Source organism: Roseateles sp. FW305-36 (genome assembly GCF_058787015.1).
Map to the genome: position 1 here is coordinate 40,235 of NZ_JBYSZK010000007.1, position 17,425 is coordinate 57,659.

Sequence of the window (17,425 nt, forward strand, 5' to 3'; positions counted from 1 at the left end):
CGCGGCGTCCACAACTTTGTGGATCAGCCCGGACTTCGGCAGCTGTCCATCAACCTCGTCAACCCCAGCAGCGCATCCAGCATCGGCGTCGCCACTCCGAGCTGCTGCGCAAGCTCCCTGGGCGCAGCCAACAGGGCGTCGACCTCGATGGCGCGGCCGGCCTCGATGTCCTGCAGCATCGAAGTCTTGAAGACACCGAGCGAGCGCGTGATGGCGTGGCGGTCCTGCGGCGTCTGCGAGATGGGGCAGCCCATGCGCTCGCCGACCGCAGCGGCCTCCCCCATGATGGCCGTCGTGAACTCGCGCACCAGGTCGTCGGCCAGGATGCGATCGGTCGTCGCGCGCGTCAGGGCCGAGACCGGGTTGGTCGTCATATTGCCCCAGAGCTTGTACCAGGCGTCGCGCTGGATGCTCTCGACGGCCCTGGCCTCGAAGCCGGCGTTGCCGAGCAGCGTCGCGAGCGCATCGACGGCCGCGCTCGCGCCGCCCGTGGCCTCGCCGATCAGCAAGCCCTTGCCCATCACGTGGCGGATATGGCCGGGGGCCTCGGCAAAGCAGCTGGCATGGACGACGCAACCGATGACGCGTTGCGGCGGGATGAGGGTGCCGATGCGTCCGTCGGGATCGACGCTCCTCAGTGTCAGCCCCGCCACCGGCAGCCCGGCCGCGAACCACCAGGGCAGACCATTCAGCGCCGTCAGCACCCGTGTGTCGGGCCCGCAGAGCCGGGCGACTTGCGCCGCGACGCCGGCAATCGCCGGCCCCTTGACCGCCAGGATGACCAGGTCTTGCTGGCCCAGCTCGGCCGCGTCGTCGCTGACCCGCAACGGCGCCCGCCAGCTTTCGTCGCCGCTGTCCAGCCGCAGGCCCCGCTCACGCACCGCCGCCAGGGTGTCGCCACGGGCCAGGGCACAGACGGCCAACCCGTCGACGCGCTGCAGATGCGCGGCCATCCAGCCGCCGATGGCCCCCAGGCCGACGATGCAGACCTTAAACATGGGGATCAGTCTGCCACGCGGGCTTGTGGAGCCGATGACCCGCGGCCATGATCGCCGGTCATCCGAGGAGACCGCCATGGCCACAAAAACCCGCAAGCCCGCCACCACCAAGAAGGCGACCGTCGACGCCGCGCCCAGCCCGAAGCTCGACGCCCGACCGGACCGCCTGGACCTGCGCGACCTGATCTACCGCTCGCCGCTGCGCTCCCTGCCACCGCGCTGGCCCCTGGACGCCGACCTGAAGCGCCTGCTGCCCGCCTACGTGAAGGCCGGCCGCATCCTCAACCAGGGCAACGAAGGCGCCTGCACGGGCTTCGGCCTGGCCTGCGTCACCAACTATCTCTACTGGCTGCGCCATCTCGACAGCCCGCGCAGCCGCATGCCCGATCTGGTCAGCCCGCGCATGTTCTACGAGCTGGCGCGGCTGTACGACGAATGGCCCGGCCAGGACTACGAGGGCTCGTCCTGTCGCGGCGCGCTGAAGGGCTGGCACAAGCATGGCGTGTGCGCTGCCGACCTTTGGCCCTATCCCATCGACAAGAAGGGCAACGGCGTCTTCGAGCGTCCCGGCGCCGGCTGGGACGAGGACGCGACGACGCGGCCGCTGGGCGTCTACTACCGCGTCGACAAGAAGAGCATCGTCGACATGCAGGCCGCCATCTACGAGATCGGCGCCATCTATGTGTCGGCCGATGTGCACGACGGCTGGACCCTCGACGCCACGCCCGCCCCGACCCGCCACGACCAACTGCCGCGCATCCAGCGCCAGGCGAAGAAGACCGGCTCCCATGCCTTCGCGCTGGTGGGCTTCAACGAGCGCGGCTTCGTCGTGCAGAACAGCTGGGACACGGATTGGGGCGCCAGCGGCTTCGCCATCCTCAGCTACGAGGACTGGATCACCAACGGCACCGACGCCTGGGCCGTGGCCCTGGGCGTGCCCCAGGACCTGTCGGACATCAGGACCATCACCGCGCCGGCGGCCAAGGGCAGCCGGGGCGGCAAGGCCGGCCGCGCCGCGGCGGGCGGCTTTCGCGCCATGGCGGGGCGCGGCCTGTCCGACGTCGGCGCCACGCTGCGCGTCGACGACAACCCGCGCGACGACCCCTGGCCCATCAACCATGTCTTCGCCCACAAACCCTACCAGCCGCTGCGCACCGACGAGGCCTACACCCACACCCTGGTCTCCGGCAACGACGGCCAGCTGATGGCCACCGACTTCACCCGCAACCGCAGCGACCGCGAGGGCCTGGCGCGCGAGATCGTCGTCGAGCGCCCCGCCGCCTGGTTCAAGGCGGGCACGGACAAGACCGTCAAGCTGGCCATCTATGCCCACGGCGGCCTGAACAACGAGCTCAATTCCATCCAGCGCATCCGCGTGCTGGCGCCCTACTTCCTGGCCAATGGCATCTACCCGCTGTTCTTCACGTGGAAGACCGGCCCCGGCGAGACGCTGAAGGACATGCTGGAGGACCTCAAGCACCGCGTGGTCGACACCAGCGAGCTCAGCGCGGGCATGCTGGACCGCCTGCGTGACGCCGCGGCCGAGGCCAAGGATCGCGCCATCGAGGCCGTCGGCCGCCAGTTCGCCCGCGGCATCTGGAGCGAGATGCGCGAGAACGCCGAGGGCGGTGCGACGACCGACCATGTGCTGGACCTGGCGGCGCGCATGCTGCGCGAACTGCGCGACGCGCTGGCCAAGGGCGGCAAGACGCTGGAGGTCCACCTCGTCGGCCATTCGGCCGGCTCCATCCTCATCGGCCACCTGCTCGGCCGCCTGGGCGGTGCCAACCCCGTGCAGGCCGCCAGCTGCGAGCTCTATGCCGCGGCCTGCTCCAGCGGCTTCGCCGTGCAGCACTACGGCGCTGCAGCCCAGGCCGGCGTGCTGTCCATGGACACCCTGCGCCTGCACGTGCTGACCGATGCCAACGAGCGCAACGACGGCCTGCCCAGCGCCGAGCGCGACATCTATGGCAAGTCCCTGCTCTACCTCGTGTCGCGGGCGCTGGACGACGTGCGCAAGCAGCCCCTGCTCGGCATGGAGCGCGCGCTGTGCGCGGCCGACCCGGCCTGGAGCGAAGACCAGTGGGCCGGCCCGCCCAATGCCGACATCACGGCCTGGCTCAAGCTCTGGCCGGCCGGCGACCTGCTCAACCGCGTGATGACGCCCAAGGTCCGCACGACCAAGGCGGGCGACCAGATCGATGCCAGCCACGGCAGCTTCGACAACAACATCGACGTCATCACGGGCACCCTGGAGCGCATCCGCGGCAGCAATCTCGTCTCGCCCATGGAGTGGCTCGACTACTGACGCCGACGCGACGGTTGGAGATGTCCGAATGCGGCCGGCACCCCGCCGGCCGCGCCGCCACCATGGGCCATCACTTCAGGAGACGGCCATGGCCTCCATCCAGCGCGACATCACCATCAACGCCTCCGCCGCCACCCTCTGGGAGGCCATGCGCGACGTCGGCGCCCTGCACACCCGCCTCGCGCCGGGCTTCGTCACCCACTGCGAGATGGACGGCAGCGTCGAAGGAGAAAGTGCCCGCCGGATCCGCTTCGCCAACGGCATCGAGGTGCGCGAGGTCATCATCACCATCGACGACGCCACGCGCCGCCTCGTCTGGTCGGCCGCGGGCGGGCGCCTGATGCACCACAACGCCTCGGCCCAGGTCTTCGACGAAGGCGACGGCCGCTGCCGCTTCGTCTGGATCGCCGACCTGCTGCCGCACGCCATGGCACCGGCCGTCACCGGCATGATCGAAGCCGGCCTGGCCGCGATGAAGGCCCATGCCGAAACACGGTCATCGCTTTGACGAACAATCACGGGCCATGAAATACCTGCACACCATGGTTCGCGTCAGCGATCTCGACGCCTCGCTGAAGTTCTACTGCGACGCCCTCGGCCTGCGCGAGCTGCGCCGCAGCGAGCACGAGGCCGGCCGTTTCACCCTCGTCTTCCTGGCCGCACCGGGCGACGATGCCGCCCAGGTCGAGCTGACCTGGAACTGGGACGAGAAGGGCTACGGCGGCGGCCGCAACTTCGGCCACCTGGCCTATGCGGTGGACGACATCTACGCGGCCTGCCAGAAGCTGATGGACCATGGCGTCCTCATCAGCCGCCCGCCGCGTGACGGCCGCATGGCCTTCGTCCGCTCGCCCGACGGCGTCTCCGTCGAACTGCTGCAGCACGGCCCCGCGCTGGCACCGGCCGAGCCCTGGGCCTCCATGCCCAACACCGGCAGCTGGTGAGCGCGCCCGCGCGTCGCCATGCAGGCTGAGGCGGGCGACGCTGCGACCCTGGCCGGCCACCGGCTGGGTGCCTGGGTGCTGTGGCGGCGCATCGGCAGCGGCGGTCTCGGCGAGGTCTGGGAGGCCGAGCGCGACGACGGCCTCTACCAGGCGCGCGCCGCCATCAAGCTGCTGCACGGCGACAGCGCCACGCCGGCCGTCGCGCGGCGCTTCATGCGCGAGCGCGCGGCCCTGGGCCGGCTCACGCACACGGGCATCGCCGCCCTGCTCGACGCCGGCCTGCAGCCGCCACATGCCTATCTGGTGCTGGAACTGGTCGAAGGCCGGCCGCTGGCCGAGCATGCGCGGGCCCAGTGCCCGACGGTGGCCGACCGCGTCGCCCTGCTGCTGCGCGTGGCCGAGGCGGTCGAATACGCCCATGCGCGCCTCGTCGTGCACCGTGACCTCAAGCCCGGCAATGTGATGGTCACGCCGGAGGGCGCGACCAAGCTGCTGGACTTCGGCCTCGCGACCTCACCCGGCCAGGAGGTCGGCGACGCGCGCGCCGGCCTGACGCCGGCCTATGCCGCGCCCGAGCTCATCCAGGACGACGCCACCGGCACGGCCGTCGACGTCTTCGCCCTCGGCGTCATGCTGTTCGAGCTGCTGACCGGCCGGCTGCCCTTCGGGGCGCGTGACGACGGCCGCGCCGCCATCGAGCATGCCGTGCTGCACCGGCCGCCGCCGCGCTTCGCCGCACTGCTCGACCTCCCCGACGACGAGGCCGGCCCCGGCCGTCCGCGAGACGCGCGCCGCGCCCGCGGCGACCTCGAAGCCATCGCCGCCAAGGCCATGAACAAGGCGCCCGCCGAGCGCTATGTGGGCGTGCATGCCTTCATCGAGGACCTGCGCCGCTGGCAGAGCCTGCGTCCCGTCGCAGCCCGCCAGCGCCGCAGCTGGCGCCACCACACCGCCCTGCTGCTGCGCCGCCATGCCCTGCTGGCCGGCCTGGGCGCCCTGCTGCTGGCCAGCTTGACGGCCGGCATCGCCGCCAGCCGCTGGCAATGGCGCGAAGCCGAGGCCGAACGCCAGCGCAGCGACAGCGTCACGCGCTTCGTCACCCGGCTGCTGTCCGAAGGCAGCCGTCCGCACGAGGGCCGCATTCCGTCGGTGCTCGAGCTGCTGGACGACAGCCGCGACCGCCTCGATCAATTCGCGGACGATCCCGCCACCCGGCAGCGCTTGCTGGAAGTGTTGTCGCGCACCTATGTGGCGCTGAACCGTTTCGACCATGCGCTGCCGCTGGGCGAGCAGTGGCTGGCGCTGGCGCGCCAGCGCCATCACGAGGACGACCCCGCCGTGCTGCAGGCCCGCCTCAGCCTCGGCCAGGTGCAGCAGATCATCGGCAACCACGACGCCGCCATCGAATTGCTGGAGCCGATGACGCCGATGCTGGCGCGTCATTTCGGCCCCGACAGCGAGGAGGTGCGCCTGCAGCAGTTCAGCCTCGCGGCCGACTACATGCACAGCAAGCGCCTGGCCGAGGCCGACCGGGCGCTGGAGCGCGTGCGGGTGCTGACCGAGAAGCTGCACCCCGGCGACGAGCTCGAGCAGGCCGACCTGCTGCAGAACCTCAGCGTGCTGCGCCAGCGCCAGGGGCGCCTGCCCGAGGCCCTGGCCGTGACGCGCCAGACGCGGCCGCTGTGGTCAAGCAGCGATCCGCGGCTGTCTTTGCTGCTGCTGGTCCTGCGCCGCGCCGAGATCGTGCTGATGGGCGAGACCGCCGAGTTCGACGGCATCGCCGAGCGCACCGAGCCGCTGCTGGTCGACATCCGCCGCGTCCTGGGCCCCGGCAACGACCTGACGCTGCAAACCCTCAGCAGCGTGGCCCTGACCGAGCAATTGCAGGGCCGCCACGGCGACGAGCTGCGCACCCGGCAACGCCTGCTGGACAGCGCCCGGGAGGACGGGCTGGCGCCGGCGACGCTGCTGGTCTATCGCGCCGAGTTGCTGACGGCCCAGGCCCGCCAGGGCCGGCTGGACGTGGGCGCCGCCCAGGCCCTGCTGGCCGAGGCCGGCGCCGCGCCTTCCGGCAACCGCCGCGGCCGCACGCTGCTGGGCCTGGCCGAGGCGGGCCTGGCGGCCGGCGACAGCCCTCTCGCCGCCGAGGCCCTGCAGCGCCTGCGCGAGCAGCCCATCTCCGCCGCCCTCGTCAGCCCCGGCAACCGGCTGGCCAAGCTGGAAGGCCGGCTGGCCCGCGCCCGCGGCGACCTGCCGCGCAGTGCCGACCTGCTGGCCCAGCGCCTCGCCCAGCTGAAGGCCACGCCCGACATCGGCGCCGTGCAGATGTGGGCCGCCCATCTCGATCCGGCCATGACCGCCGTGCTGCAGGGGTCGGCCGGTGCTGCCCAGATGCTGGCCCAGGCCCGCGCCGCGCGACCGGCCGGGCTGGCGGCCGGCCATCCGCTGGATCTGGTCAGCCAGTGGCTGGCCGCGCGCCAGGCCGCGGGCCGCGACGACGCCCCGCCAGTGCGCGCGGCCTGGGCCGCCCTGGCCGCACTGCACGGCAGCGGCGCGCTGTCGCTGGGCAGCCTGGGCGGCCTGCTGCCCTAGCGCAAGGCCAGGCTGTCGGCCCAGATGTTCTCGGCCCAGTCGAGCGCGAGGCGGCCTTCGGCGGCGCTGGCGGCAGGTGACACGCCGCTGGCGCCCGGCACCGCCTTCATCGTCTTCTCCGCCGCGTCGTATTGGTGGACGGAGGCGACATGCATGGCCTCCAGCGGCGTGACGAAGCTGTAGCAGGTGTTCATCACCACCGGCGCCGGATTCAGCGCCTCGCCCTGCAGCAGCTGCAGCACGGCCGCCGCCGCCAGCTTGGCCTGCTGGTTGGCCAGATGGCCGGACTTGGGCATGCCGGGCGCAGAGAAGATCGCATCGCCGACGACATGCACGCCCGGCGCCATCTGTGCCTGCATGCTCAGCCAGTCGATGCCGACCCAGCGCCCGTTGACGTTGGCGAACTCGCGCGCCAGGCCGCCGGCGCGCTGCGGCGGGATCAGGTTGAGCACATCGGCCCTGACATCCTCGAACTCGAAGCGCGCCGTGCCGTCGGCCAGCACCTCCTTGAGCTCGGCATTGGGCCGGTACTCCAGCACGCCGGCGTGATGCTGGGCGAAGGCGCGCTCGAACAGCGCCTTCTTGCTCTGCACCTCGGGATTGGCGTCCAGCACCAGCAGCTTGGCGCGCGGCTTGGCGCGCTTCAGGTAGGCAGCGATCAGGCAGGCCCGCTCGTAAGGCCCGGGCGGGCAGCGGTAGGGTGACTTAGGGATGCTCATCAGCACGACGCCGCCATCGGGCAGGGCCTCGAGCTGGCGACGCAGGGCCAGGGTCTGGGCACCGGCCTTCCAGGCGTGCACGGCGCGGCCGCTGTCCAGCGCCGCGGCGAGGCCGGGCACGCCGTCAAGCATGAAGTCGATGCCCGGCGCCAGCACCAGCCGGTCCCAGGCCAGCGTGCTTCGATCCGCCAGGCGGAGGGTCTTCGCGGCGACGTCGATGCCGACGACCTCGGCACGCAGACGCTTCACGCCCTCGGCCTCCAGCGCCGCGTAGCCATGGGCGATGCTGAGGGGGTCGCGCGCGCCGGCGATGACGAGGTTGGACATCGGGCAGGAGATGAAGCCCTCGTTGCGCTCCACCAGCGTCACGTCGACGGCCGCACCGCCCCAGAGCTTCAGATAGCGGGCCGCCGTCGCGCCGCCAAAGCCGCCACCCACGACGACGACGCGGCCCAGCCGGGCGCCGGGAGGCGCGCTCGCGCAGCCCGCCAGCGCGAGGCCGCCCGCGGCGATGAGGTCGCGCCGCGCGATCATGGCCTGGCCTGCGCGGCAAAGTAGGCCGCCACGAGGCGCAACTGCTCCTCGGTGTAGCCCTTGACGATCTGCGGCATCACCGTACCGGCCTGGCGACCGCTGCGGTAGTCGGCCAGCAGCTCCAGCATCAGGTCGGCCTTCATGCCGGCCAGCGGTGGCATCAGACTGCCTTTGGGCCGCCCCTGGGTGCCGTGGCAGTTGGCGCAGGTGGCCGCGAGGCTGCGGCCGACGTTGACGTCCTGCGCCAGCGCCGGCGCGCACAGCAGCAGAAGCATTCCGAAAAACGGCCAGGCCTTCATCACAGACCCCTTTCATGCCTTGCCGCTTGCATGCGGCAAGTCCTTCGTCAGGCGTCGAACAGCGCGCAGGCGCTGTCCTCGGCCCGGTCTCAGAGCTTGTGCGAGCGGTCTCCGCGTTCGAAACCCAGCGCGTCGAAGGGCGCACTCAGCGGCGCGAAGCCGATCACCTTGAACAACTCGCCCATCTCGTGCTCGGCCAGCAGCCGGTGGGCCATGGCGCGCTCACCCAGACTCGTGCCAGCCAGCAGATCGGCGATACCGCAGTTGAGCAGAAAGTTGGCCTGGCTGGTGTAGCCCAGCACCACGAGGCCGGCGTCCTGGCCGGCCAGGGCGACGCCGGTGAAGTTGACGTGGGCCGTGATGTCCTTGTCGCCCACCGCCACCAGCGGATCGGCGTCGGCCAGATGGCCCTGGTGGCACATTAGCGTGCCGCCGCGGCGCTGCGGGTGGTAGTACTCGCCTTCCGGAAAGCCGTAGTCGATGAAGAAGGCCGCGCCGCGCTTGAGCGTGCGGGCCAGCGTCGCGATGAAGGCCTCGCCCTGGGGATGGATCTCGGTGACGGTGCCGGGCACGAAGCCGGTGTCCAGGGGCGGGCGCAACATGCTGTCGCGGTCCGCGAAGGCGAAGCCCTCGTCCTTGCTGACGACGCCACGTTCGCGCCAGACCTGGCCGTCGAAGGCGATGAGCTGCACCGGCATGGCGTCCAGCACCTCGTTGCCGACGACGACGGCCTCCAGCTCTGCAGGCAGCGCGTCCAGCCAGTCGACGCGTTCGGCCCAATGGGCCAGGCGCTCGCGCTGGCGCTCGCGCAGCTCGGCCGACAGCTCGACGATGCGGTAGCGCGCCAGGCCGGCGCCGAGGGCATCCAGCTCGGCGATCAGCTGGGCCGCCAGCGCCCCCGAACCGGCACCGAACTCGACGACATCGCGACAACCGCTGGCGTCCATGGCCTGGGCCAGCTGGCGCGCGAGCGTGCGGCCGAACAGCGGCGACATCTCGGGCGCGGTGACGAAATCCGAGCCCTCGCCGGGCATCTGGCCGAACTTGCGCCGGCCGCCGCTGTAGTAGCCCAAGCCGGGCTCGTACAGGGCCATGGCCATGAAGCGGTCGAAGGGCAGCCAGCCGCCGTTGCCGGCGATCACTGCATGGATCTTGTCAACGAGCTTCACCGGGCTTTCACCCAAGCCTCGAACTCGCCCGCCGGCATGGGCGCGCCGACCAGCTCGCCCTGGAACTGCTGGCAGCCCCAGCCGGCCAGCAGCTGCCACTGCGCGGCGCTGCGCACGCCTTCGGCCGTGACGGTCAGCCCGAGGCCGACGGCCATCTGCACGATGGCCCGCGTGATGGCCTGGGCGCCGACGTCGTCGGGCAGGCGGGCGACGAAGCCCTGGTCGATCTTGAGCTTGTCCAGCGGCAGCTCGGTCAGGTGGGCCAGCGAGGTGTAGCCGGTGCCGAAGTCGTCGACCGACACGGTCAGGCCCAGCGACCGCAATTGAGCCAGCGTCGCCGGCGCATGCTCGATGTCGTCGATCAGCATGCGCTCGGTCAGCTCCAGCTCCAGCCACTGACCTTCGGCGTGGGACTCCTTCAGCACGCGCTTGACGGTGTCGGCAAAGCCATCGAGATGGAACTGCATGCGCGACAGGTTGACGGCGATTCGCATCGGGCCATGGCCCTGGGTCAGGCCCTTTTCGCGCCAGCGCCGCGCCGTGGCGGCGGCTTCGCGCAGCACCCATTCGCCCAGGTTGAGCATCAGGCGATGGCGCTCGGCGACGAAGATGAAGGCGTCCGGCGCCAGCAGGCCGCGCTGCGGGTGGCGCCAGCGCAGCAGCGCCTCGGCACCCGACAGCTGGCCCGTCGTCGCCTCGACCTGGGGCTGGAAGAAGAGCTCGAACTCGTTGCGCGTCAGGCCCTGGGCGAGTTCGTCCTCGAGCACGAGGTCGGCATAGGCCGTCTCGGCCAGGGCCGCGTTGAAGAACTGGAAGTTGGCGCGGCCGCGCGCCTTGGCCAGGTACATGGCCGTGTCGGCGTGCTGGATGAGCTCGTCCGCCTGGCGACCGTCGTCGGGGTACACGGCCACGCCGATGGAGGGCGTGACCGACAGCGCGCGGCCGTCGGCCTTGACGGGCACCTCGACGACCGACAGCAGGGCCTCCAGCACGACGACGATGTCGGCGCGACTCTGCAAATCGCTGAGCAGCACGACGAACTCGTCGCCGCCGAAGCGCCCCACCAGGTCACTGCCGCGCAGCGCACCCACGATGCGCTCGGACACCGTCGTCAGCACCTTGTCGCCTTCGAGATGACCCAGGGAGTCGTTGACGCGCTTGAAGTTGTCCAGGTCGATGAAGAGCAGGCCCAGCATCTCGCCCCTGCGCTCGGCGCGGCGCATCACCAGCGCCATGCGGTCCATGAAGGCGGCCCGGTTGAGCAGGCCGGTCAGCACATCGTGGTGGGCGAGGTGCTGGATGCGGGCTTCGTTGGCGAGGCGGTCGCTGATGTCGCGCACGACGGCCATGCGCAGCTTCTCGCCATCGCGCTCCATGGTGCGCATGATGAGCTCGACCGGGATTCGCGTGCCGTCGCGGTGCTTGATGACCGTCTCGTAGCGCAGCTCCTGGGCCTGCAGCATGACCTCGCGGACCTTGGGCAGTTCGTCGTCCGCCACATAGGACAGCACATGCTGGCCGATCAGGGCCTCGGCGGGCCAGCCCGTCATCTCGCACAGCGGCTGGTTCACGTCGGTCATGATGCCGTCGCGATGGAAGAGGATGCCCTCCAACGTCGCCTGCATGAACTTGTCCAGTCGCGCCTCGGACTCGCGCAGCTTGTGCTCGGCGATGCGGTGGCGGCTGATGTCGTAGACCAGCACCCAGCTGCCCAGCAACGTGCCACGGCTGTCGAACTGCGGGATCAGGTGGATCTCCAGATAGGCCACCTGGCCATCGGGCTGGATTAGCTCGCGCTCGTAGACGACGGGCTTGAGGTCGCGCACCAGCTGGTCGACCGACACCCGCACGTTCTCATAGGCCTCGGCGCCGATGATCTCGCTGAAGTGCTTGCCGATGATGGAGTCCTGCGTCAGCTTGAAGGCTTCGGCATAACCACGGTTGGCGAACAGGCAGCGATGGTCTTCGGCGCCGTACAGGGCGATCCAGGCGGGCACATGGTCGGCCAGCATGCGAAAGCGCGCGGCGTCCAGGGCCTGGCGTTCGAGGTCGAGTTCCTTGGGCGAGCTCATGAACGTCTCACCAGGCTCAGGGCCAGACACAGATCGTCCCAGGCGCCGGCCTTGTCCGCCGGCGAGCGCAGCAGATAGGCCGGATGGTAGGTGACCACCACCGGCAGATCGCGCCACGCATGAGTCCGCCCCCGCAGCCGGCCCAGGGGCTCGGTCGAGCCGGTCAGCCGGCGCGCCGCCTGCAGGCCCATGGCGAGCACGACGCGGGGCTTCAGCAGCTCGACCTGGCGGGCCAGCACGGCCTCGCAGGCGTCGAGCTCGGCCGGCTGGGGCGGCCGGCCGCGCGGCGGACGGCATTTGACGATGGGCGTCACAAAGGCGGTCGCGCCGTCGGCGCCGCGGCGCTGGCCGGCGGCGGCCAGCATGCGGTCCAGCAGGCGGCCGGCGTCGGCACTCAAGGCCTCGCCACTGGCGTCGTCGGCCTCGTCCGGCGGGTCGGTGACCACCAGCCATTGCGCCTGCTGCAGGGCACCGCTGCCGAAGACGGCGTTGCGGCGCTGCTCGCAGAGGCCGCAGGCACGGCAGGAGGCGACGGCGTCTCGCAGGGCGGGCAAATCAAGCGCCGAGAAGCTGGACGGTGCGGCGGGCGCCGCCGCGACGCGCAGGATCGCCGGCGGTGGCGTGGCGACGACGATGGGCTCGGGCTCTGCCTCTTCGACATCCGCCACCGCTGCGACCGCGGCGGTCGTTGCCGGCAGCCGATACCCCATCTCGGCCAGCATGGCCCGTTGACGTTCATCCCAGGTCATGCCGGCACCGACAGGCTCATCAGGATCGCGTCCTCGCGCGGTCCCTCTTGCACCGGGTAATAGGCGCGGCGGCGGCCGACTTCGACGAAGCCGTAGCGCCGGTAGACCTCGCGGGCGCGCTCGTTGCTGAGGCGCACCTCCAGCCACAGCTGGGTCAGGCCGCGGCGCTGGCATTCGGCCACGATGCGGTCCAGCATGGCGACGGCCAGACCGCGCGCCTGCCAGGCCGGCGTGACGGTGATGTTGAGCAGATGCAGCTCGTCCACGCCCGGCATGGCGACCCAATAGCCCAGCAGTTCGGCGCGCAGCCCGCGCAGCACCTCGGCCGGGTAGCCGGCGGCCAGCGAATCGACGAAATTGCCGTGCGACCACGGCACCGGATAGGCCTGGCGCTCGATGGCGATGACCTCGGTCAGGTCGGGGACCCGCATGGTCGCCGCCTCGAAGGGGGGCACGCTGGGCTGGACGACGGCGTTCACGCTTTTTGTTCCCGCTCGGCCGTCGTCAGCGCGACCTTGTCGCGCACATAGACCGGCAGGGCCTCGGCCGCGTCGCGCGTTTCGCCGCGCTGCCAGGCCGCCAGGGCCAGGGCGCCCAGGGCCTGGGCGCGCGAGCGGGCCTGCGGCCAGGCATGAGGAAAGCTGCCCAGGGCCTCGGCGTATTCGTTCAGGGCCGTGCCGGCGACGGCGGCAGGCTCGCCCCAGTGGGCGGCCAGGGCCTCCGGCTTGTAGAGGGCCGGCGCCTCGACCACGTGCCAGGCCCCGCCGATCCGGCCATAGCGGGCTGCGTAGATCTCGCCGATGCGGGCATCCATGGCCACCCAGATGTCGTCGCCGGCGCCCTGGGCGTGCGCGTCCTCGGCCACCAGCATCAGGCTGTCGATGGCCAGCACCGGCTTGTCCAGGCCGAAGGCCAGGCCCTGGGCGACGGCGCAGGCGGTGCGCAGGCCGGTGAAGGCGCCCGGGCCCTGGCCGAAGGCGATGGCGTCGAGATCGGCCATGGCGACGCCCGCGCCAGCCAGCAGGGCCTTGACTTCGGGCAGCATGCGCGCGGACGCCTGGGCGCCCCCCTGGGCCTCGAAAACCCGGGTCTGCCCCTGGGCCACGAGGGCCAGGGCCATCGTGTCGGTCGAGCTGTCCAGGGCCAGGAGAGAGGGCATGAGTCCAGTGTAACTTTCGGGTCATGCGCAAACGGATCGTCGGACTGCTGTTGGCGGGATGGATCGTGGGGGGGCAGGCGGCCGAGCCCCTGCCCCTGTCCGTCCAGGTCGCGTTGCGCCAGGCCCAGCTGCCGCCGACGGCCCTCGGCCTGTTCGTGCAGGCGCTGGACGAGGCCCGCCCCCGCGTGGCCTGGCAGGCCGACCTGCCGCTCAACCCCGCCTCGCTGACCAAGCTGGTCACCAGCATGGCCGCCCTGGACTCCCTGGGCCCGGCCTGGCAATGGCAGACGCCGGTCTGGCTGACCGAGGACGGCGGCCTGGCCATCCAGGGCAGCGGCGACCCGCGCCTGGGCACGGAGCGGCTCTGGACCGGTCTGAAGCGCCTGGGCAATGAACTCGGGATCAGGGAACTGCGCGGCCCGCTGCGCCTGGACCGCAGCGCCTTCGCGCCCGGCAGCGCCGAGCCGGGCGACTTCGACAACGAACCCTGGCGCGTCGGCAACGCCCAGCCCGAAGCCCTGCTGCTGAACGCCAAGGCGGTCAGCTACGCCATCCGCATCGACGGCGCGCAGGCACGCATCAGCGCCGATCCGCCCCTGGACCCGCCAACCGCCGTGCCCGTCACCGCCGGCCCCTGCGGCGACTGGCGCGGCGGGCTGAAGCTGCAGTGGGCGCCCGGCCAGCGCCCGCGCTTCGCCGGCAGCTATCCGGCGGCCTGCGGCGAGCAGACCTGGACGCTGGCCGACCCCGATCCCGCCACCTATGCCGCGCGTCTGCTGGCCCTGATGCTGCGCGAGGCCGGCATCGCCTGGCGTGGCGAGACCCTCGTCGATGCGCCGGCGCCCGCCGTCGCGCCGACGCTGGTCTGGTCCGGCCCGACGCTGGCCGAGGTGCTGCGCGACATGAACAAGTTCAGCAGCAATCTGATGGCCCAGCAGGTGCTGCTCAGCACGGCGCGCGCGGCCGGCGTACCCGCGCCTTCACCGGACACGGCGGCGACCTGGCTGCAGGCCTGGCTGGACACGCATGCCGGCACGCTGCCGCCGACCCGCGTCGTCAACGGCTCGGGCCTGGCGCGTGAGACACGCATCAGCCCGGCTCAGCTGGGCGTGCTGCTGCGCTGGGCCTGGGGCCAGCCCTGGATGCCCGAACTGCTGGCCTCGCTGCCGGTGGCGGGGCTGGATGGCACGCTGTCGCGCCAGCCCGGGCGTTTCGGCGCCGCGGTCGGGCGGGCGCATCTGAAGACCGGTTCATTGCGTGACGTGGTCGCGCTGGCGGGCATCGTCGACGCACCGTCGGGCCGGCGCTGGGTCCTGGTGGCGATGGTCAACCACCCGCAGGCCCAGGCCGGGCGCGGCGTGCTGGAGGCGGCGCTGAGGTGGGTGGCGCAGGACGCACCGGCGGCGAAGTCGGCGCGCTAACCCAGGACGGCCGCGATGAAGCGGGCCTTCGCGTCGCGATAGCGCTGGGGCCCCAGGGACGCATGCTCGAGCTTGATCCGGTTGTACTGCTCCACCAGGCGCGGGTCCGCCCTCAGCGCGTCGCGAAAGCGCATGAAGAACTCGAACTCCGAGCCCTGGGCAACCACCTGCAGAGCGACATCCCAGTCCTGGCGCGGCGATTCCAGCATGCACAGCTCGGGCGTGCGCAAGGTGTCGGCCTTGGCCACATGGCCAGCGGCTTCGAGCGTGCGGACGGCCTGGGCATGGTCCTGCGCCGCGACCAGCACGCAGATGTCCAGGTCGCCCTTGGAGACGGCGCCGGGAATGGAAGAAGCGCCGACATGCTCGATGCGCGCGGCGGGCAACAGGCGCGCGACTTCCTCGGCCACCTTGGCGAAGACCGCGCCGGCCGTAGCCTGGTAGTCGGAAGGCTGGAGCAGCCGCATGCGCCGCCTCAGCCGTTGTAGACCTCGACGCCCATGCCGGTGAACCAGGTGTTCTCGTCGGACTCATGCCCGCCGCCGACGGCGTTGTAGTTGACCGTCAGCTCCTCGCCGGCGGCGATGTCGCGGATGGCAATGAAGCGCAGCACGCGCAACTCGGCATCGGCCTCGTAGCGCATATTGGCCGGGTTCTCGTGGTTGTAGAGGCTGCCATAACCCAGGGCCAGGCAATGCGCCGCATCGGTGCCGGCCAGCACACCCCAGTTGAAGAGCAGCTTGCGGACCTCGTTGGGCACGGAGGCATAGCTGCCTGTGAACAGCACCACGGGGCAGGACTCGACGGTCTCGCCGCGGGCATGGGCGCGCGATGCATAGGCGCCACGGCCCTTGGCGGTGCCGGTGTCCTTGATGTGGACGCTGGGAGCTTGAACGGTCATGTGCGCATTCTCGCTAGGCCCTGGCCCTGAGCTCGCGCACACCGCGCCCCAACTTCCGTCTCAGCAGCGCCCGCAGCGTCACCGCGTCCGCATACCCGACCTCGGCGGCAATGGTTTCGACATCGCTGCGGCTGGTCTGCAGCAGATGCACGGCGCGCTGCACGCGCAGATCCTGCACATAGGCCAGCGGCGACTTGCCGAGCACGGCTTCGAGCCGGCGCTGCAGCGTGCGCGGGCTGGTGGCCAGCGCGGCCGCCGCGGTGTCCAGCAGAAAGCCTTCCGCCAGGTGCTCGCGTGCCCAGCGCTCGAAGCGGGCCACCAGCGGGTCGCTGTGGGCGAGGTGGTCGGGGATGACGTAAGGCGCCTGCGAGGGGCGCGGGTCGACGATGAGGTAGCGAGCCGTGACGGCCGCCAGTTCGGGGCTGGCCTGGCGCACCAGCCACAGCGCCAGGTCCATGTGGGCGATGGCCGCACCGGTGGTGATGAAGTCGCCCGAGGCGACCAGCATGCGCGACTCGTCCAGGCGCACCTGGGGATAGCGCTCGCGAAACAGCGGGCCCAGCCACCAGGACACGGTGGCCTCATGGCCGTCGAGCAGGCCCGACTCGGCCAGCACGAAGCCGCCAATGCAGGCCGCCGCGATGCGCGTGCCGGCGGCGTGGCGCTCGCGCAGGTGGACGGCCGCATCGCGCACCTCGCGCGTGGCCAGGGCCGCAACCAGGGCCGGCGGCATCTTGGCCCCGATGGCGGGCAGCACCAGCCAGTCGGCCGGCGCGTCGTCAGCGGCCTGGACCGGCACCTGCAGGCCCAGCGCCGTCTGCACGCGGCGGCGCAGGCCGATGACACGCACCTCGAAAGGCGGCGCCGGCCAGCCCTGGGCGGCGGCCAGTTCGTTGGCGGTGGCCAGCGTGTCGAGCACGGCGGCCAGGCCGGTGTCGAAGACGCCGCCGAGGGCCAGGACAGCCAATTTCATGATGGCGCGAACGATATCAAAGTTGTCGTTCACGACGATAGCTCCAGAGGGAGCGCCTGCCTAGAGTGCGCAGCGTCGATTCCACGACATCAACCCCTGAAGGAATTCACCATGATCACCCTCGCCCTGTTCGTCCGCCTCGAAGCCCTGCCCGGCAAGGCCGCCGAAGCCGAAGCCTTCCTGCACGCCGCCCTCGCCATGGCCGGCGACGAGCCGACCACGCCGATCTGGTTCGCGCTGAAGCTGTCGCCCACCACCTTCGGCGTCTTCGATGCCTTCCACGACGAGGCCGGCCGCCAGCGCCACCTCAGCGGGCCCATCGCCCAGGCCCTGATGGCCAAGGGGCCCGAGCTCTTCGTCACGCCGCTGAACATCGAGCCCATCGAAGTCCTCGGCCTGAAGAACCAGGCCTGAGCCGGCTGGGGCGACATGGACGCCAACGCCCATATGCGCAACACCGCCTTCCTGGACCGGACGGCGGACGTGCGCATGCTGTTCTTCGCCGAGCACGGCTTCGCGAAGCGAGGACTTCGCCGAACTGCCCTCCAGCCTTCGAAACGGGGGCTGAAGCCGGGGCGGTAGGGAAG

18 protein-coding genes are annotated in these 17,425 nt (G+C 71.3%); 7 read left to right on the forward strand and 11 right to left on the reverse strand.

Features of this window, described 5'->3' with window-relative positions:
* Nucleotides 1-23 precede the first annotated feature (23 nt).
* Nucleotides 24-998 (reverse strand): 2-dehydropantoate 2-reductase, encoded by a 975-nt coding sequence (locus AC3WOE_RS14350; protein WP_492691335.1) that lies wholly within the window; start codon nt 996-998, stop codon nt 24-26.
* A gap of 76 nt (nt 999-1,074) precedes the next feature.
* Here AC3WOE_RS14350 and AC3WOE_RS14355 point away from each other — a divergent pair, with 76 nt between their 5' ends.
* The 4 genes from AC3WOE_RS14355 to AC3WOE_RS14370 all read left to right on the forward strand — a co-directional run bounded on the left by AC3WOE_RS14355 (nt 1,075) and on the right by AC3WOE_RS14370 (nt 6,842).
* A complete protein-coding gene (locus AC3WOE_RS14355; protein WP_492691336.1) occupies nt 1,075-3,306 on the forward strand; it encodes a C1 family peptidase in 2,232 nt (743 codons plus the stop codon).
* 88 nt (nt 3,307-3,394) lie between these two features.
* Nucleotides 3,395-3,814, forward strand: a complete 420-nt coding sequence (locus tag AC3WOE_RS14360) for an SRPBCC family protein (RefSeq protein ID WP_492691337.1) — start codon at nt 3,395-3,397, stop codon at nt 3,812-3,814.
* Between the two features lie 16 nt (nt 3,815-3,830).
* Nucleotides 3,831-4,250 carry a VOC family protein gene (locus AC3WOE_RS14365; protein WP_492691338.1) on the forward strand — a complete coding sequence of 140 codons (420 nt, stop codon included), beginning with the start codon at nt 3,831-3,833 and terminating at the stop codon, nt 4,248-4,250.
* 18 nt (nt 4,251-4,268) lie between these two features.
* Nucleotides 4,269-6,842 carry a serine/threonine-protein kinase gene (locus AC3WOE_RS14370; protein WP_492691339.1) on the forward strand — a complete coding sequence of 858 codons (2,574 nt, stop codon included), beginning with the start codon at nt 4,269-4,271 and terminating at the stop codon, nt 6,840-6,842.
* Here the strand turns inward: AC3WOE_RS14370 and AC3WOE_RS14375 are convergent.
* The 7 genes from AC3WOE_RS14375 to tsaB form a co-directional block, all read right to left on the reverse strand.
* On the reverse strand, nt 6,839-8,095 hold the full coding sequence (locus AC3WOE_RS14375) for an NAD(P)/FAD-dependent oxidoreductase (protein WP_492691340.1): 1,257 nt from the start codon (nt 8,093-8,095) through the stop codon (nt 6,839-6,841). The genes AC3WOE_RS14370 and AC3WOE_RS14375 overlap by 4 nt on opposite strands.
* A complete protein-coding gene (locus AC3WOE_RS14380; RefSeq protein ID WP_492691341.1) occupies nt 8,092-8,370 on the reverse strand; it encodes a c-type cytochrome in 279 nt (92 codons plus the stop codon). Before AC3WOE_RS14380 ends, AC3WOE_RS14375 begins: the two co-directional genes overlap by 4 nt.
* A gap of 113 nt (nt 8,371-8,483) precedes the next feature.
* The gene (locus tag AC3WOE_RS14385) at nt 8,484-9,563 is read right to left on the reverse strand and encodes a class I SAM-dependent methyltransferase (protein WP_492691342.1); all 1,080 of its coding nucleotides are present in this window, start codon (nt 9,561-9,563) and stop codon (nt 8,484-8,486) included.
* The gene (locus AC3WOE_RS14390; protein ID WP_492691343.1) at nt 9,560-11,635 is read right to left on the reverse strand and encodes a putative bifunctional diguanylate cyclase/phosphodiesterase; all 2,076 of its coding nucleotides are present in this window, start codon (nt 11,633-11,635) and stop codon (nt 9,560-9,562) included. The genes AC3WOE_RS14385 and AC3WOE_RS14390 overlap by 4 nt, the downstream gene beginning before the upstream one ends.
* A complete protein-coding gene (locus tag AC3WOE_RS14395) occupies nt 11,632-12,384 on the reverse strand; it encodes a uracil-DNA glycosylase (protein ID WP_492691344.1) in 753 nt (250 codons plus the stop codon). The genes AC3WOE_RS14390 and AC3WOE_RS14395 overlap by 4 nt, the downstream gene beginning before the upstream one ends.
* Nucleotides 12,381-12,863: a ribosomal protein S18-alanine N-acetyltransferase gene (gene rimI / locus AC3WOE_RS14400; protein ID WP_492691345.1), complete on the reverse strand. Its 483-nt coding sequence runs from the start codon at nt 12,861-12,863 to the stop codon at nt 12,381-12,383. The genes AC3WOE_RS14395 and rimI overlap by 4 nt, the downstream gene beginning before the upstream one ends.
* Nucleotides 12,860-13,543, reverse strand: a complete 684-nt coding sequence (gene tsaB, locus AC3WOE_RS14405) for a tRNA (adenosine(37)-N6)-threonylcarbamoyltransferase complex dimerization subunit type 1 TsaB (RefSeq protein WP_492691346.1) — start codon at nt 13,541-13,543, stop codon at nt 12,860-12,862. Before tsaB ends, rimI begins: the two co-directional genes overlap by 4 nt.
* 23 nt (nt 13,544-13,566) lie before the next feature.
* Here tsaB and dacB point away from each other — a divergent pair, with 23 nt between their 5' ends.
* The gene (gene dacB, locus AC3WOE_RS14410; protein WP_492691347.1) at nt 13,567-14,964 is read left to right on the forward strand and encodes a D-alanyl-D-alanine carboxypeptidase/D-alanyl-D-alanine endopeptidase; all 1,398 of its coding nucleotides are present in this window, start codon (nt 13,567-13,569) and stop codon (nt 14,962-14,964) included.
* Here dacB and AC3WOE_RS14415 read toward each other — a convergent pair.
* From AC3WOE_RS14415 to AC3WOE_RS14425, 3 genes are read right to left on the reverse strand one after another with little or no spacing between them, the layout of a single operon-like run.
* Nucleotides 14,961-15,431, reverse strand: coding sequence for a GrpB family protein (locus AC3WOE_RS14415; protein ID WP_492691348.1), 471 nt, complete (start codon nt 15,429-15,431; stop codon nt 14,961-14,963). The two genes, dacB and AC3WOE_RS14415, sit on opposite strands and share 4 nt — an antisense overlap.
* An 8-nt stretch (nt 15,432-15,439) precedes the next feature.
* Nucleotides 15,440-15,865 (reverse strand): SET domain-containing protein-lysine N-methyltransferase, encoded by a 426-nt coding sequence (locus AC3WOE_RS14420; RefSeq protein WP_492691349.1) that lies wholly within the window; start codon nt 15,863-15,865, stop codon nt 15,440-15,442.
* 13 nt (nt 15,866-15,878) lie between these two features.
* A complete protein-coding gene (locus AC3WOE_RS14425) occupies nt 15,879-16,838 on the reverse strand; it encodes a GlxA family transcriptional regulator (protein ID WP_492691350.1) in 960 nt (319 codons plus the stop codon).
* Nucleotides 16,839-16,949: 111 nt separating this feature from the next.
* On the opposite strand from AC3WOE_RS14425, the gene AC3WOE_RS14430 reads away from it, so the two are divergent.
* Both AC3WOE_RS14430 and AC3WOE_RS14435 read left to right on the forward strand, forming a co-directional pair.
* Nucleotides 16,950-17,252, forward strand: coding sequence for a putative quinol monooxygenase (locus AC3WOE_RS14430; RefSeq protein WP_492691351.1), 303 nt, complete (start codon nt 16,950-16,952; stop codon nt 17,250-17,252).
* Nucleotides 17,253-17,267: 15 nt separating this feature from the next.
* Nucleotides 17,268-17,420 (forward strand): hypothetical protein, encoded by a 153-nt coding sequence (locus AC3WOE_RS14435; protein ID WP_492691352.1) that lies wholly within the window; start codon nt 17,268-17,270, stop codon nt 17,418-17,420.
* Nucleotides 17,421-17,425: the final 5 nt, after the last annotated feature.

Coding starts and splice junctions, on each gene's coding strand:
- AC3WOE_RS14350 (WP_492691335.1), bottom strand. CDS start 998: ATGTTTAAGGTCTGCATCGTCGGCCTGGGGGCCATCGGCGGCTGGATG.
- AC3WOE_RS14355 (WP_492691336.1), top strand. CDS start 1,075: ATGGCCACAAAAACCCGCAAGCCCGCCACCACCAAGAAGGCGACCGTC.
- AC3WOE_RS14360 (WP_492691337.1), top strand. CDS start 3,395: ATGGCCTCCATCCAGCGCGACATCACCATCAACGCCTCCGCCGCCACC.
- AC3WOE_RS14365 (WP_492691338.1), top strand. CDS start 3,831: ATGAAATACCTGCACACCATGGTTCGCGTCAGCGATCTCGACGCCTCG.
- AC3WOE_RS14370 (WP_492691339.1), top strand. CDS start 4,269: ATGCAGGCTGAGGCGGGCGACGCTGCGACCCTGGCCGGCCACCGGCTG.
- AC3WOE_RS14375 (WP_492691340.1), bottom strand. CDS start 8,095: ATGATCGCGCGGCGCGACCTCATCGCCGCGGGCGGCCTCGCGCTGGCG.
- AC3WOE_RS14380 (WP_492691341.1), bottom strand. CDS start 8,370: ATGCTTCTGCTGCTGTGCGCGCCGGCGCTGGCGCAGGACGTCAACGTC.
- AC3WOE_RS14390 (WP_492691343.1), bottom strand. CDS start 11,635: ATGAGCTCGCCCAAGGAACTCGACCTCGAACGCCAGGCCCTGGACGCC.
- AC3WOE_RS14395 (WP_492691344.1), bottom strand. CDS start 12,384: ATGACCTGGGATGAACGTCAACGGGCCATGCTGGCCGAGATGGGGTAT.
- tsaB (WP_492691346.1), bottom strand. CDS start 13,543: ATGCCCTCTCTCCTGGCCCTGGACAGCTCGACCGACACGATGGCCCTG.
- dacB (WP_492691347.1), top strand. CDS start 13,567: ATGCGCAAACGGATCGTCGGACTGCTGTTGGCGGGATGGATCGTGGGG.
- AC3WOE_RS14415 (WP_492691348.1), bottom strand. CDS start 15,431: ATGCGGCTGCTCCAGCCTTCCGACTACCAGGCTACGGCCGGCGCGGTC.
- AC3WOE_RS14420 (WP_492691349.1), bottom strand. CDS start 15,865: ATGACCGTTCAAGCTCCCAGCGTCCACATCAAGGACACCGGCACCGCC.
- AC3WOE_RS14425 (WP_492691350.1), bottom strand. CDS start 16,838: ATGAAATTGGCTGTCCTGGCCCTCGGCGGCGTCTTCGACACCGGCCTG.
- AC3WOE_RS14430 (WP_492691351.1), top strand. CDS start 16,950: ATGATCACCCTCGCCCTGTTCGTCCGCCTCGAAGCCCTGCCCGGCAAG.
- AC3WOE_RS14435 (WP_492691352.1), top strand. CDS start 17,268: ATGGACGCCAACGCCCATATGCGCAACACCGCCTTCCTGGACCGGACG.